Origin of the sequence: Streptococcus infantis, assembly GCF_018499575.1 — a bacterium.
GTDB lineage: Bacteria > Bacillota > Bacilli > Lactobacillales > Streptococcaceae > Streptococcus > Streptococcus infantis_K.
In genome coordinates this window covers 284,388-298,631 of sequence record NZ_JAHDAP010000001.1, presented here as the reverse complement: position 1 = coordinate 298,631, position 14,244 = coordinate 284,388, and the positions used below count along the sequence as shown (strand labels likewise).

12 protein-coding genes are annotated in these 14,244 nt (G+C 39.5%); 2 read left to right on the top strand and 10 right to left on the bottom strand.

Annotated features, from left to right (window positions below; all coding sequences use genetic code 11):
* From KJR31_RS01430 to KJR31_RS01400, 7 genes are all read right to left on the bottom strand, one after another.
* Entirely contained in the window at positions 1 to 810 is an 810-nt protein-coding gene (locus KJR31_RS01430) for a purine-nucleoside phosphorylase (RefSeq protein WP_214261744.1), read from the bottom strand.
* A complete protein-coding gene (locus KJR31_RS01425) occupies positions 810 to 1,367 on the bottom strand; it encodes a DUF1697 domain-containing protein (RefSeq protein WP_214261743.1) in 558 nt (185 codons plus the stop codon). The genes KJR31_RS01430 and KJR31_RS01425 overlap by 1 nt, the downstream gene beginning before the upstream one ends.
* Position 1,368: 1 nt before the next feature.
* On the bottom strand, positions 1,369 to 2,580 hold the full coding sequence (locus KJR31_RS01420) for a phosphopentomutase (protein ID WP_214261742.1): 1,212 nt from the start codon (positions 2,578 to 2,580) through the stop codon (positions 1,369 to 1,371).
* 19 nt (positions 2,581 to 2,599) lie between these two features.
* A complete protein-coding gene (rpiA, locus tag KJR31_RS01415; RefSeq protein WP_214261741.1) occupies positions 2,600 to 3,283 on the bottom strand; it encodes a ribose-5-phosphate isomerase RpiA in 684 nt (227 codons plus the stop codon).
* 104 nt (positions 3,284 to 3,387) lie between these two features.
* Positions 3,388 to 4,317 carry a peptidase U32 family protein gene (locus tag KJR31_RS01410; RefSeq protein ID WP_214261740.1) on the bottom strand — a complete coding sequence of 310 codons (930 nt, stop codon included), beginning with the start codon at positions 4,315 to 4,317 and terminating at the stop codon, positions 3,388 to 3,390.
* A 110-nt stretch (positions 4,318 to 4,427) separates the two neighbouring features.
* Positions 4,428 to 5,108, bottom strand: coding sequence for an ABC transporter ATP-binding protein (locus KJR31_RS01405; protein WP_214261739.1), 681 nt, complete (start codon positions 5,106 to 5,108; stop codon positions 4,428 to 4,430).
* 13 nt (positions 5,109 to 5,121) lie between these two features.
* Positions 5,122 to 6,177, bottom strand: a complete 1,056-nt coding sequence (locus tag KJR31_RS01400; RefSeq protein ID WP_214261738.1) for an ABC transporter permease — start codon at positions 6,175 to 6,177, stop codon at positions 5,122 to 5,124.
* 369 nt (positions 6,178 to 6,546) lie between these two features.
* Here KJR31_RS01400 and KJR31_RS01395 point away from each other — a divergent pair, with 369 nt between their 5' ends.
* Positions 6,547 to 6,822: a DUF3270 family protein gene (locus KJR31_RS01395; protein WP_214261737.1), complete on the top strand. Its 276-nt coding sequence runs from the start codon at positions 6,547 to 6,549 to the stop codon at positions 6,820 to 6,822.
* Between the two features lie 26 nt (positions 6,823 to 6,848).
* On the opposite strand, the gene KJR31_RS01390 is transcribed toward KJR31_RS01395, so the two are convergent.
* The 3 genes from KJR31_RS01390 to KJR31_RS01380 form a co-directional block, all read right to left on the bottom strand.
* Positions 6,849 to 8,183, bottom strand: a complete 1,335-nt coding sequence (locus KJR31_RS01390; RefSeq protein WP_214261736.1) for a sensor histidine kinase — start codon at positions 8,181 to 8,183, stop codon at positions 6,849 to 6,851.
* A complete protein-coding gene (locus tag KJR31_RS01385; protein ID WP_214261735.1) occupies positions 8,176 to 8,847 on the bottom strand; it encodes a response regulator transcription factor in 672 nt (223 codons plus the stop codon). Before KJR31_RS01385 ends, KJR31_RS01390 begins: the two co-directional genes overlap by 8 nt.
* A 115-nt stretch (positions 8,848 to 8,962) precedes the next feature.
* Complete coding sequence (locus KJR31_RS01380) at positions 8,963 to 11,509, bottom strand: M1 family metallopeptidase (protein ID WP_214261734.1); 2,547 nt, start codon at positions 11,507 to 11,509, stop codon at positions 8,963 to 8,965.
* A 662-nt stretch (positions 11,510 to 12,171) separates the two neighbouring features.
* On the opposite strand from KJR31_RS01380, the gene KJR31_RS01375 reads away from it, so the two are divergent.
* The gene (locus KJR31_RS01375) at positions 12,172 to 14,112 is read left to right on the top strand and encodes a Cna B-type domain-containing protein (protein WP_214262515.1); all 1,941 of its coding nucleotides are present in this window, start codon (positions 12,172 to 12,174) and stop codon (positions 14,110 to 14,112) included.
* Positions 14,113 to 14,244 lie beyond the last annotated feature (132 nt).

Genomic DNA, 14,244 nt, shown 5'->3' with positions numbered 1-14,244 from the left:
TTACAATTCAGCAAGAATCGCTTTAAGCAAGCCTTTGAAGTCACCTTTAACACGTTCGGTCACTTCTACAACTTCCTCGTGGTTGAGTTCTTCTTGGAAACCAGCAGCATGGTTAGTAATACATGAAATTCCTAGAACTTTCAAACCTGAGTGAGCTGCAACGATAACTTCAGGAACCGTAGACATACCGACTGCATCTGCTCCAAGTGTCTTATAGGCACGAATTTCTGCAGGTGTTTCATAAGTTGGACCAGTAACACCGATATAGACACCTTCATCAAGTTTGATTCCAAGTTTTTGAGCCACTTCATGTGCAGTTACACGGTATTCTGGAGTGTAAGCCTTCGACATATCTGGGAAGCGAGGGCCAAACTCATCCAAGTTTTCACCGATCAATGGGTTTTGACCTGTCATGTTGATGTGATCAGTGATTGCCATCAAGGTACCAGGACCGAAGCCGATACCACCGGCAGCGTTGGTTACAAGAACTCCTTCACATCCCAACACTTTCATGACACGAACTGGGAAAGTCACCACTTCCAATGGGTTTCCTTCATAGAAGTGGAAACGACCTTGAAGAGCCAAGACTTTACGTCCAGCAAGATCACCATAAACCAATTTACCAGCATGTCCGACTACTGTGGATTGACCCCAGTTTGGAATGTCAGAGTAGTCTACTACGACTGCATTTTCGATTTCTTCAGCCAATTCTCCAAGACCTGAACCAAGGATCAAACCGAACTCAGGAGCTTCGATTCCTTTGTCCTTCAAAAATGCTGCTGTTTCATTGATTTTATTTAAAAATGTCATTAGGTATCTCCTTTTTTATGTTTTAAAAATTGACCAATTTTGTCAAAGGTATTAGCGTTACGAATGGTAATATTGCGATAGAAAGGCATCTTAAGCAAGTGCTTGTGATAGGCTGTTTTAGAGTAGCTAGCTTCTGACAATTTACCCCAGAAGATCCCTAATTTCCCAAAATGAAGCTCCTCATCGACCAGTTCCAAACTGTCCACTTTCTCGATGACTTGATCCACATCCACGCCCTCAGTGTAAAATAGCACATCCTTTCGAGCCATCTCATGGTCCCACCAATCAGGAAGATTTCTAAGCTCTTCTTCATAGTCTTCGTTAGAAAATAAGGAAAAACTTTGGATAAATGGATAGTGCCTTTCAAAGAATCCCTTTAAATCCTCAACTAACTGAATTCTAGGAATATTGGTGTCAAAGAAGATATTGCCACTATTGATGTAGGTTTCAACATTTTCTAATCTCAGTTCCGTCAATTCTTGACGCAGTTGAGTCATGACTACCTTATTCTTTCCACCGACATTAATGCCTCTAACAAGTAAAGCGTAGCGAATCATCTTAAACTAATTTATCTAAGAAGCTTTCACCGATCATGGCTTTTTCAACACCAAAGTTGTCCGCAATTGTTGCTGAGATGTCAGCGAAGTGCCCAACTGGAAGTAATCCATTACCTTTAAATGATGGACTGTAAGCTAAAAGTGGAATATATTCACGAGTATGGTCGGTACCAGCATAGGTTGGGTCGTTACCATGGTCAGCCGTAATCAAAAGAAGATCATCTTCGCGCATGGCTGCAATGATTTCTGGCAAGCGCTCATCAAACTCATGCAAGCAATCACGGTAACCATGAGGATTACGACGGTGTCCATAAAGAGCGTCGAAGTCAACCAAGTTGGTGAATGAGAAACCATGTTTGAAATCTTCTGATTTCATCGCTTTGATCAAGTTGTCAATACCGTGGCTGTTTGATTTGTTGTGGCCCATATCATGGTTGATCCCTGCACCGTTGAAGATATCGTTAATCTTACCAACCGCGTATGTATCAATACCAGCCTCGTTCAATTTGTCCAAAACAGTTGGTGCAAATGGTGAAACTGCCAAGTCACGACGATTAGCCGTACGAGTGAAGTTTCCTGGCTCACCAACGTAAGGACGAGCAATGATCCGTCCAAGAAGAGCTGGACGCTCCAATGTAATCGAACGAGCGTATTCACAGATACGGTAGAGTTCATCCAAAGGAATGATGTCTTCGTGAGCTGCGATTTGAAGAACTGGATCAGCTGATGTATAGATGATCAACTCGCCTGTTTCCATTTGGCGTGGTCCAAAGTCTTCGATAACTGCTGTACCAGAATAAGGTTTGTTAGCTTCGCGAATGACCTTACGACCTGAGAATTCTTCGATTTTTGTCAAGATTTCCTCTGGGAATCCATTCCAGAAAGTATCGAACGGTTCAGTGATATTAAGTCCCATGATTTCCCAGTGGCCAGTCATGGTATCTTTACCTAGAGAGACTTCTTCTAACTTAGTTGCGTAACCAGTTGGATTGCTCTCAGCTGGAACTGTCTTCAATGGTGTTTCACGAGGAATATTTCCAAGACCAAGTTTTGCCATATTTGGGACATTCAGACCTACTGATTTTGAAATGTGTCCAAGAGTGTCTGAGGAACCATCAGGAACCCCAGCATTGACAAAGTTATTAGCATCTGGTGCTGCACCGATTCCTACAGAATCTAGTACCACCAAGTGAATACGATTAAATTTTGGCATAGTGTGTCTCCTTTTTTGATTATTTTGCTTTTGTTGAAGTTAAAATCTGAACGCCATTTTGTCCAGCAACGATGACCTTGTCCACCATTTGGTTAAACAAGCCGTGCTCGACAACACCAACGACATGGTCCAATTCTTGCCCAAGAGCAATTGGGTCTTCAATGACTTCCATGGCTAGATCAATGATAAAGTTTTGCATGTCTGTCACAAAACGTTGACCATCCTTTTCACGGAAGCTTGGTTGATAGCCAGCTCGCTCAAAACGACGAAATACTTGTTCGGCACCATACTGAACAACCTCTACAGGTAATTTAAAAGCTCCCAGTTTCTCTACTAGTTTACTTTCATCAACGACCCAGATGTATTCTTTAGATGGAGTTGCGACAACCTTTTCCATAAGAAGGGCACCACCACCACCTTTGATGCCGTTAAACTGACTGTCCACTTCATCAGCACCATCAACTGTCAGGTCTACAAAATCCACCTGGTCAATAGACTTAAGAGGAATATTGAGCCCTTCTGCCTGCTTGCTGGTTACACTAGAAGTCGTTACAGCTGTAATCTGCAAACCTTCTTCCTTGATGCGACGACCTATTTCTTCTACGAAATAGTAGGCAGTTGAGCCTGTTCCAAGTCCGACAACCATACCATCTTTGACGAACTCAGCAGCCTTGATACCTGCCATTTTTTTCAGATTTTCCACTTATACACCTCCAAATAGAGCTACTCCTATTATATCATGAATACGCTTCAAATTCATCCAAATATTAGAAAAACCCGAACAATTTATGCCGGGTTTTGTCATTTTTATTTAACCATATCAGGATCGTAATCGTAAAATCCAGTATCAAGGAAACGATTTTTAGGGTGGAGCTTACGAACTTCTTCATCGAGCAAGAAGGCTTGGTCATGCGTAAAGTTACCTTCTTGAATCAAATTGCGTGCTTGGATAAAGAGTTTTGCAATTTCCACAAAGTTTTGTCCTGGAGTGTAGAGGCCTTCCAGTTTCCAGTGAGTGAAACCATGCTCAACTAATTCGGTCAACTTAGTCATCAAATCAAGGTCATTGTTAGCAAAGATGTGGGTTCCATGATTGTCCTCAAAAATAGAGTAATGACTCTCTGGGTCACTTGGCTCAGCTAGGAACAAATCACGTTGACGAGATTTTTCATCATCAATTTGAGTGAAATTATAGTAGTTTTGCAAGAGCGGACGCTTAGAATGGTGGATCACACTAGCACCATATACCAAAACTTCTGCTGGAATTTCTAAAATTTCAGGCATTTTGAAAAGTTCTGCAGACGGGATTTCACGCGCCAAGACGGCTTCTGACGCTCCTGCCTTTTGTCCCCAGAAGTTAATCTGACGACTGCTTGTGACCATGGTTGAAGCATCGTAGATGGTTTTGAAAGAATAGCCCTCACGGTTTACCAAATAAAAGACACCTGCGTCCCCAACTGTGATATAGTCCGTTTTGATTTCTTCTAAAAAGTCCAAGAAGGGCTTGATACGGTCCATCATGTCTTGGTGCATAAGAGCATTGACCGCTACGATTAATTCCTTACCGGCATCATGAATGATTTTTGCGATTTCACGCAATTCATCATGACTAAAAGTCGTTGGCAAACGAAGACCAAAATCTTTCTCACCGACATAAATGCGGTCGACACCAGCTTCAAGTAGCTGTTTTACTTGTTCAATACTTTCAGCAGTTGCTGTAATGATAATCTTTTCCATAGAGAAGATTATACCACATTTCCAAAAAATCAGCTATACAGAAAAGTGGGTCTTGTTAGTCTAAATTTTAAAAAAAGTGAACCGTATCAATAACAGTTCACTTTTTAGATTTATGCTTGTGTCTTTTCAACAAGTCGTCCGTCATCCATCACATAAATACGGTCAACCTTATCTAGTAAGCGAGTATCATGCGTAATCATGACAACTCCCCTGCCTTGCTCATGGGCAATTGAAGCCAGCATATCCGTCACTTGATAAGCACGTTGTGTATCCAAGCTAGCTGTCGGCTCATCTGCAAGTACGATACTAGGATTATTATAAAGGGCTCTAGCAATTGCAGCTCGTTGGCGTTCTCCACCAGAGAGAGCTTTTGGATAGTGATTTTGAACCTTTTCCAAATCCAACAAACTAAATAACTCTTGTCGGTCACTTTTTATAGATTTCTTTTTATCCAAACGGTCAATTAAATCTAATTGCTCCTTAACTGTTAAAAATGGAATCAAATTTGAAGCCTGGAGGATAAAACCAAATTCACTAAAGCGCAAATCCGTTTTTTCTTTTTCAGATAAGTGCCAAGTCTCTTTTCCCTTTACTAGAATCTTTCCACTTGAAGCTTCCTGAAGTTGTCCTAGAGTTGTTAAAAAAGTTGTTTTACCTGATCCAGAAGGCCCCACAATCGCTACAAACTCCCCAGCGTTTAGCTGAAAATTGGTCTCATGGAGAGCTGTAACTTTCTTATTGCCCTCGCCATAAGTTTTTGTCACTTGAATCATCTCAATTAATGTCGTCATATCATTCTCCTTATCATTCTGCAATCGCTGTAATTGGATCTACTTTAAGTAGACGCGGAAGAGAAATGACGCCACCTAGTAGTGCCATCAAGCAAATGACCAGGCTTAACACAAAGTATGCCAACCAACTAGGGTAGAAAAAGAAGGTTGCAGGTAAGACTAAAATGACAGCCCAAATGGCTAATAAAGCCAAACCTATACCCAAACCAGATAAGATAAAGATTTGGCAGAAAAGGGACCATACGATGGATTTTATCTGAATCCCTTGCGCTCGCATAATTCCATAGAGGCCTAATTTTTGAATGGTAATGATGTAGATAAAAATGCCTACAATCAGACCTGTAATGACGATCATAGCTAGAATCATTCCTGAGAATACATTGACTTGAGGGGTATAGCCAGGAATTTTCGAAATCATTTTTTGTATAGAAATCTGCTTCAAACCATCGCCAGTCACTTCTACATCATTTTGCAATACCAATGCAGAGATCGAACGATTGGCTTTTGTTGTTCCTTGTAAATTCCAATATGTTGTTAAACTTGTAAAGACAACAGGTTCCGTGAAAAATTTATTTTCTCTGGTCAAACCTACAATCTTAAAACTTGTCTCACTTCCGTTGAGTTGAATTGCGTCCCCAAGTTTGATGCCGTAATTCTCAAAAGACTGATCCACTACAACTTCTTGGTCATTTTCTGGGTAATGACCTTCAATCAAGGTTGGCGAGATAAAACTGTCCCACTCTTGGCCAAAAATAGAGACATTTATCTTGTCACTACTATCGACAAGGTTTGTCACCGCAAACATGTAGCATAGGGGAACAGCATCCCCAGACACTTTATCTTTGTAGTCTTTTTCTGGTATAAAGGATGCAGTCAAATTATCATTTGCATAATCGGATAGCACAACTCCTGTTGCTTGCCAATTATCGATAGCAGCCCTATTATTTCGAACGAGTCCTAAAGCCAAACTGGTCATAAAAAAAACCATAAAAGCAATGAGAAAGATGGTTGTTAGAATTAAACTGTAACGCAGTTTATTCTGTAAAATTTCTTTGATAGCAAGATACATGCCAATCTCCTTTAAGTATTCTGTTGTCGAGGGAACAAATCTCCTCTTTACCATAGCACTAAAGATAGAAAACTACCTCGTCATGAACAACTAGAATCAATTTAAAAGAATCCTGTCCTTACTTCAAAATTGAATTTATTTGCATCTGTGTATGATTTTTATTCGTTTCAACCATCAAATTTCCCCTCGTTGAAATAAGAGAAAAATAATAAAGTTTAAACGGTTTACTCATCCTATCATTTTCCCATCAACATGTCAAGAAAATCGTAATTGGTCCTGATAACAGATTTTATGCAATTTGTAACCATCCTGTAATAATTCTCTCTTTAAAAAATGATAAAATAGTAATGTACTGTTAAGGAGAGAAATATGCCCGCAAGAAAACTACACCCGTATGAGTTCGAACAAGAAAGTATAAAAACTGCCCAGTTTCAAGATTATGTTCCAGAGAATACTCCTGTTGCTAGTGTAAAGGAAGTCCTATTTTTTGTAAACATTGCTTGCTTCTGCGTCTTTTTAGCTATCTTTAGTTTTATGTTCTTATCGCTAAAATTGAACACTGTTTTATCATTTGCTTTGGCTATCGGCCTCAGTCTTTTCGCTTTACAATTGCAGCGCACTTTTATCAAGAAAAAATTCAAATAAAAACCTTCGATGAATCGAAGGTTTTTTTATTTATTCTTTCGTCTTGACGGTGTTGAGATAGCTATCTTGACTTCAAAAATTGTTCCGTTAGGTTTGTTATCTTTAACACTAATAGAGCCTTTGAGGGCATCAACTATTTGCTTCGCTAAAGACAAGCCTAAACCGAAACCACCCTTTTGACGTGTCCGGGCCTTATCAACACGATAAAAGCGATCAAAGATTTTCTTTTTATCGGCTGCAGAAATACCGATACCATTATCCGCTACCGTTAGATAGAGGCTGCGTTCAGTCGTTGAAATCTCAAAATAAATATCGCCTTCTTCTTCTGTATACTTGACCGCATTGTCAAACAGAATGGTCATCAATTGCTTGAGAAGGAGTTTATCTGTGATAATGGTGCGATGAACACGATTTTGAAAACGAAAAACACGATTATTCTCGGAGGCAATCATTTCATAGTTGGTAAAGGTCGTATTAAAGAAGTCAGGTTCTACTTCCCCAAACTCTGGCTTGATTCCATCATCTCTACGCGCTAGATTAAGGAGGTTAGTCGTTAGAAACTTCATATTTCGAACTTCTTCCAAACTAGAAGCGATGCTCTCACTTGACTCCAGAATGGTAGCCTCTGGTTTTCTAAAAAGAGTTTCCAGACGGTTCTGAAGAACTGCTAAAGGCGTCCGTAATTCATGACTGGCATTTTCCACAAAGCTCTTCTGCTTTTGCATACTTTCAAGCAAGGGTTTAACACTGACACGAGCAAGATAAAGACTGGCCAAGATAGATAGAATCCAAAAACTTGCCATCACTACCACGATTAACTGTTCGTGGTTTTGACTAATTTGCTCTAGTTGGCTTGTGTTAATCAGGATAGCAGCATACTTGATATTGGTCGAAACCGAATCAATATTCATTTCTGTCAGGACAACACGATAAATCTCATCCTGACCGTAACTATTCATAACATGAAGTTGGCGAATATGGTTTAAATCCTTTTTATTGAAAGTGATTCTGTCTAATCCTAAAAATCGATTTCCAGTCACTAATTGATTCAAATTTGAATCGAGCAAAATCACTTCAGTATTGGAACTCACATTTGGCTTTTTATCAGAAGTTGAAGTGACACTGCCACTACCCAAATCCTTTACGTCTTCAGTTGCGCGATTGACCGCCAATTGAATGATATCCTGAGGATTTTTGCTGAGAGACAGCAGTTTCTCATCCACTGATGTGTAGAGACTGGAGTGCATAACCTGCAGGATAATCAAGGTCATGGCAGAGAAAATCAGCGTGAAAACACCAAAATTACGGATAAAGTAGCTGAAATCTTCTGCGTACCAATTCTTTTTTAATTTCTTAAACATGTTTTAAAATATACCCAACACTACGCAAAGTTTGGAGATTTTCAGCAAAGGCTGAACCTTTCAATTTCTTACGAACTTTTGATACATAAACTTCTACAACAGAAATAGTTGTGTCGCTGTCAAATCCCCACAAACGGTCAAAGATTTGAGTTTTTGGTAAGATGACATTTTGGTTTTGGAGGAAATAAACTAAAAGTTCAAATTCTTTACCGAGCAGCTCAACAGAGGCATCCTGAACCTTCACTTCATTGGTAGATAGATTGACTGTCAAGTCACCGTATGACAAGGTATTTTCGTTAAATTTCCCAGAACGTTTGAGAAGGGCCTGGATACGCATCTTGAGTTCTTCTAGGTAGAATGGTTTAGTCAAATAATCATCGGCCCCAAGCTCAAACCCATGTCCTTTATCATCAAGGCTTTCCTTGGCTGTCATGATGAGAACTGGAGTCGAAACACCTTTTTCACGTAGTTCTTTTAAGACTTGGAAACCATTTTTTTCTGGTAACATCAAGTCCAATAGAATCAGGTCATAGACGCCACTTTCAGCCTCGTAGAGACCTTCTTCGCCATCAAATACCTGCATAACATCTGCAAAATCATCCAAAAAATCAAAGACTGAATTTGACAGGCCTAGGTCATCTTCCACTAATAGAATTTTAATCATCAAAAATTCCTCCTTATTATATCCATTATATCAAAAATATCTTAAAAAAAACTCAACTTTCCTTGTTTTTCTATGAGAAAGTTGAGTTTTTATATACTATTTAGTCAAGAAGTTTTTAAGCCTTGCCATATTGTGCAACAGCTGCTTCAACCGCTGCTTTCTCACGCTTAATCAATTCAACACGAGCTGCGATTTCCTTGATTCCCATACCGATGTTACGGCTGAGAGCAAGATCAGAAAGTTGCGGTTCAAAGAATTCCTTGTACTCTGCCAAACGTTGCTGAGTCTTAAATACATGCGCAGGAAGGATAACAAAGCTATCAAAGCTCATATCTCCTCCAAGGGCTGCCTTAATCCAAGCCCAGTTTTCACGCGCCCAAGACCAAACTGTTTCCTGAGTTGCTTGATGAGCTAGGAATTGGTAATACCATGCAGACAAGTCTTGTGGTTTAACCACAAATTTGTCCTTCCAAGAAGCAATCAAGGTTTGGATATTGTTCGCATCTGTACTGTAAGCAAGAGCAGCTGCCAATTGGCGTTTAAAGGCGGCATCTGTGGCATGAGTATAAAGATCGAGATAAGTTGCGACCAATTCCTTAGTCTCATGGTGTTTCATTTCATTGATGAGAACTTGTGAACGAATAGCTGCTGGAAGTCCTGAAAGATTATCCTTGTGAGCCGCGAAGATTTGGCTAGCGACTTGACTAGCTTCTGCATTATTTGAGCGAATCATCATAGAAACAGCCAACTGACGAACCAATTCATCCTCATCTGATTCGCCATCTTTAGCTTCAAAACCAAGACGGTCATAATTATGACGAGCCAATTTAGCAACCAATGCTTTGAAGGCTGTTTCAGCTTCTGTTCCTTCATCGATAAAGCGTTCAAGGGCAGAAATTACTTGAGAAACAGCTGAAACAACAAGATAAGATTCTTCCTTAGCAAGTTTATCAAGGACTGGGAGCAAGTCAGCATAAGAAATGTGCCCTGCTTCTGCAAGCAAACGACGTTCTTGAACGATTTGCAGTTTACTTGTGTTATCAAGCTCAACTAGGTCAGCAAGAATAGCATCCAACAAGTCTCCTTGGTAGTCTGTAATATAGTGGGCTGTATTTTCAGTATTGAGACGAAGAGCACCGTCATTTTCAGCAAGAAGAGCTGCGTAGCCAGGGATTTCGATACTTTCAGTTTCAAGTGTATCAGGCAAGCCTTTCCAGTTGGTATTCAATGGCACAACCCAGAGACGGTTCTTATCTTCGTGCTCACCGATAAAGAATTGTTTTTGTGAAATCTTCAAGACATCATTTTCAACTTTGACAGTGAGAACTGGATAACCAGGTTGTTCCAACCAAGAATCCATGAAGGCTGCAACATCACGACCTGATGCTTGACCAAGAGCATCCCAAAGGTCACGACCAATTGTATTGCTGTACTGATGTTTTTCAAAGTAGGCATGCAAACCTTTAGCAAAATCAGCATCTCCTAGCCAACGACGAAGCATGTGCATGAGACGGCTTCCTTTGGCATAAACGATAGCAGAGTCAAAGAGAGTATTAATTTCATCTGGATGTTTGACTTCGACGTGAACAGACTGAACACCATCAGTCGCATCACGTTTAAGAGCGGCTGGCACTCCACTTGTTTGGAAATCTTCAAAGATATTCCAGCTTGGCTCAATCGCATCCACACAGACGTATTCCATCATGTTGGCAAAGCTTTCGTTAAGCCAAAGGTCATCCCACCATTTCATAGTCACGAGGTTCCCAAACCATTGGTGGGCAAGCTCATGGGCGATGACGAGAGCAACTTGTTGACGACTGGCAAATGTCGAGTTCTCATCCACTACCAAGTAAACTTCTCGGTAAGTGACAAGACCCCAGTTTTCCATAGCACCTGCTGAGAAGTCAGGAAGGGCAATGTGGAGAGATTGAGGAATTGGGTACTTGACTCCGTAGTAGTCTTCGTAAAATTCGATAGAACGAACAGCGATGTCTAGTGAAAATTCAAGGTTAGAAAGTGGGTGGGCTTTGGTAGAGTATACTCCTACAAGTGTACCATTTTTAGTTTTAGCAGTTACCCCTTGCAAATCACCAGCAACGAAAGCTAGCAAGTAAGAAGACATACGTGGAGTTGTCTCAAATTTCCAGATACCAGTTTCCTTGCGGTTTTCAACGTCAATTTCTGGCATGTTGGACAAGGCCAATTCACCTTCTGCTTGGTCAAAACGAAGAGCTAAGTCAAAGGTTGCTTTAGCTTCTGGCTCATCCACACATGGGAAGGCTTCGCGGGCAAAGTGACTCTCAAACTGAGTAGACAAAACTTCCTTCTTAACTCCATCAACTGTGTAGTAAGATGGGTAGATTCCTGTCATGTTGTCTGTGATTTTACCTGAAAAAGCGATGACCAATTCAACTGAACCTGCTTCTGTAAGTTCGATATGAAGGGCTTCGTTTTCGTTATCGACTGTGAATGGACGAGCTAGACCTGCAACTTCTACAGAAGCGATTCCCAAGTCTTTTTGGTGAAGGGAAATACGGTCACTTTTAGCTTGACCAGTGATAGTCACTTTTCCTGAAAAAGTCTTGGTCTCACGACTCAAGTCTAAAAATAAATCATAATGTTCAGGAACAAATGTTTCAATATAATGTTCTACTGCTTGCATCATATTCTCCTATTCTAAATTTCTGAGCGAATGCTCTAGTTCAAACATACCTATTTTATCATATTTTAAGTCAGAAAAAAGCTTTGAAAGTTCATTTATGCAATTTTTGTCTTTTTGAACTCAAATAATAAGAAAAAGTTTTGTGGGTGCTTATAATTTCTATAATTCAAGCCTATTTTGGGACTTTGTCAAAAAAAGTCAAAAACACCAAAATTTATAAGAAATTTGAATCTAATTCTTTGACCAATGAATAGGTTAGTGATAAAATTACTTTGTATGGTATATTAATACTCATAGTATGATAATTATTATGTTTTTTTAATATATTTCACTTCTATTATCAGCTTTCTTTAGAAGCGAATCGTATTTAGCTAAAAATTATTCATTATTTTTTAAATAAATATAGGATTCGCATCAATAAAAAAAGTTAGCAAAAAATCCTTTTACGTATAAGATTCACTCTAATTATAAATTAGTTGATTACATACGGAGTCTCAAAACTATTGCATTCATGTATCTTCAATGGAGATGGGAGTAGAATGGCAATAAAGAGAGGATTTTTCATCAGAATAGGACTGTCAATTTTATTAAATGATATAAATCAACATTTTGGGCATTACTACCAGACAAGAAGATTTTATGAAAGAAAGGATTTGGGGAAATTGAAATCTATTTACAAAAAAATATTTACCTTTGTAGCATTGATTGGTGTGGTAGCCCTTGGCTTGTCAATCATTAACCCAGTTTCTGCAGCAACTGTTACTCCCACTATTACAAACCTAAAAGCAGATACAGCTGGTCAAAAAGTTACATTTTCTTTTGAATGGGACTTGACAGGTAAATCTGTTAAAGAAGGTGACACTTTCACAATCGACGCTCCAGAAGGTGTCAATATCACTGAAATCGCAACACAATCACTACAAGCAAACGGTGCTGAAGTGGCGACTGTTTCGATGACAGGCAAAAAGATTACTTTTACTTTCAAAAAAGCAATCGAATCAATGAACCAAAACGTAAAAGGTGGATTCTCATACAAAGCGGAATGGGATAACACACCAGGAAATCCTGGAAACAAGACTGCCACTTCTAAAGTCGGTTCAGAATCAGTAATCATCACTCGTCCTGATGGACCTGGCGTATTTGAATCTGTCTTGAACAAGTACAACCTTACTGGTGACTATGTAGCTAAGCAATTCAAATTAGATGCTTCTGAAAACTATGCCTGGATGAATGTTGGAGATGACTACTACCTTACAAAATGGTTCATCCGTATCAACGGAGATGGCAAGAAACAAGCCATCACAAACCCAGTTGTTTCAGATAAAATCCAAGCTCCAGCGGTGGATTACTCTAAAATCACTTTTGCTCCTGCTGCGAACCATGCAGCAAGTGAATTCTTTGTGGGAACTTACTTAAAACCATCATTCACATTAAGAAAAGGTGGACAAGTAGTTGCTTCAGGTTGGGATTTCTGGAAACATGTGAAATTCGATGCAGATGGCAACGGATTTACTGTGAATTTATCAGATGTAAGTGATGTGTTCAAAACAGCTACAGACGAAGAATTAGTCATTGAATACCAAACATTAATTCCTAAGACTACAATTCGCGTAGACAACAATGCTACATTGAAATCTGACGAAATTACAACTCCACAAGAAGATCCAGCGTTCTGGAATAACACAGAATTGAAATTCTGGGTGACTGGTGACACAACTGTTACAGTTCAAAAAGAATGGGTTGGAGATAGCGAAGCAGACCGTAAAGATATCACAGTTCAATTGTATGCTGACGGCCAAGCCTTGGAAGGGATGACACAAACTCTTACAAAAGCTTCTGGTTGGCAAGCAGCATTTACTAATTTACCAGGTATCAAAGACGGTAAGAAGATTGAGTACTCAGTAGTGGAAACAAACACACCTGAAGGTTACACTTCTAAAGTTGAAAAAATTGACGATGCAAACGTAATTAAGGTCGTCAACACATCAAACAAACCAACTACAACAACCACCACAACTACTACTACAGAGTCTACGACTACATCTACTACAACTACAACTGAAGAACCAAAAACTTCAAGTACAACTACAATTACTACAACAACTGAAGAACCAAAAGCTTCAACTACAACTACTACAACAACTGAAGAGCCAAAAGCTTCAACTACAACTACAACTTCAACGACTACAACAACTGAAGAGCCAAAAGCTTCAACTACAACTACTACAACAACTGAAGAACCAAAAACTTCAAGTACAACTTCTACAACGACTACGACTCCAGAAGAGCCAACTAGTCAAAATAGTAGTGAAGAAGAATCAAGCTCTACAACTACAACTCCTGAAAGTTCAACTTCAGAGACAACAGCTCCAACTTCAGAAACAACAGCTCCTGACAATTCAAGTTCAGAGTCAACAACTCCTGGATCTAATGGTTCAACAACAACGACTACAACTCCTGGAGGACCTACAACTGTTTCAACAACTGGAGACAAACCAGGACTTCCAAATACTGGTGAACGTAATAGCCTAATTGTTTCTGTTGCTGGTGTTGCAATGCTTATCGTAGCTGTAGGAACAGTTTTACATTATCGTAAAAAATAATCAACCAATGTAGAAGTGACGTGAATAGGGATTCAAAAGATACACATCTTTGAAAGACTTTATCCAGTAACTTTACTTACTAGATTCAAAAAAAGCGGACAATCATGTCCGCTTTTTGTTTAGCTATTTTAT

What these genes read in the sequence shown, in the direction of transcription:
- KJR31_RS01425 (WP_214261743.1), bottom strand. Translation starts at nt 1,367, where the DNA reads ATGATTCGCTACGCTTTACTTGTTAGAGGCATTAATGTCGGTGGAAAG.
- KJR31_RS01395 (WP_214261737.1), top strand. Translation starts at nt 6,547, where the DNA reads ATGCCCGCAAGAAAACTACACCCGTATGAGTTCGAACAAGAAAGTATA.
- KJR31_RS01405 (WP_214261739.1), bottom strand. Translation starts at nt 5,108, where the DNA reads ATGACGACATTAATTGAGATGATTCAAGTGACAAAAACTTATGGCGAG.
- KJR31_RS01430 (WP_214261744.1), bottom strand. Translation starts at nt 810, where the DNA reads ATGACATTTTTAAATAAAATCAATGAAACAGCAGCATTTTTGAAGGAC.
- KJR31_RS01410 (WP_214261740.1), bottom strand. Translation starts at nt 4,317, where the DNA reads ATGGAAAAGATTATCATTACAGCAACTGCTGAAAGTATTGAACAAGTA.
- KJR31_RS01385 (WP_214261735.1), bottom strand. Translation starts at nt 8,847, where the DNA reads ATGATTAAAATTCTATTAGTGGAAGATGACCTAGGCCTGTCAAATTCA.
- KJR31_RS01380 (WP_214261734.1), bottom strand. Translation starts at nt 11,509, where the DNA reads ATGCAAGCAGTAGAACATTATATTGAAACATTTGTTCCTGAACATTAT.
- KJR31_RS01400 (WP_214261738.1), bottom strand. Translation starts at nt 6,177, where the DNA reads ATGTATCTTGCTATCAAAGAAATTTTACAGAATAAACTGCGTTACAGT.
- KJR31_RS01390 (WP_214261736.1), bottom strand. Translation starts at nt 8,183, where the DNA reads ATGTTTAAGAAATTAAAAAAGAATTGGTACGCAGAAGATTTCAGCTAC.
- KJR31_RS01420 (WP_214261742.1), bottom strand. Translation starts at nt 2,580, where the DNA reads ATGCCAAAATTTAATCGTATTCACTTGGTGGTACTAGATTCTGTAGGA.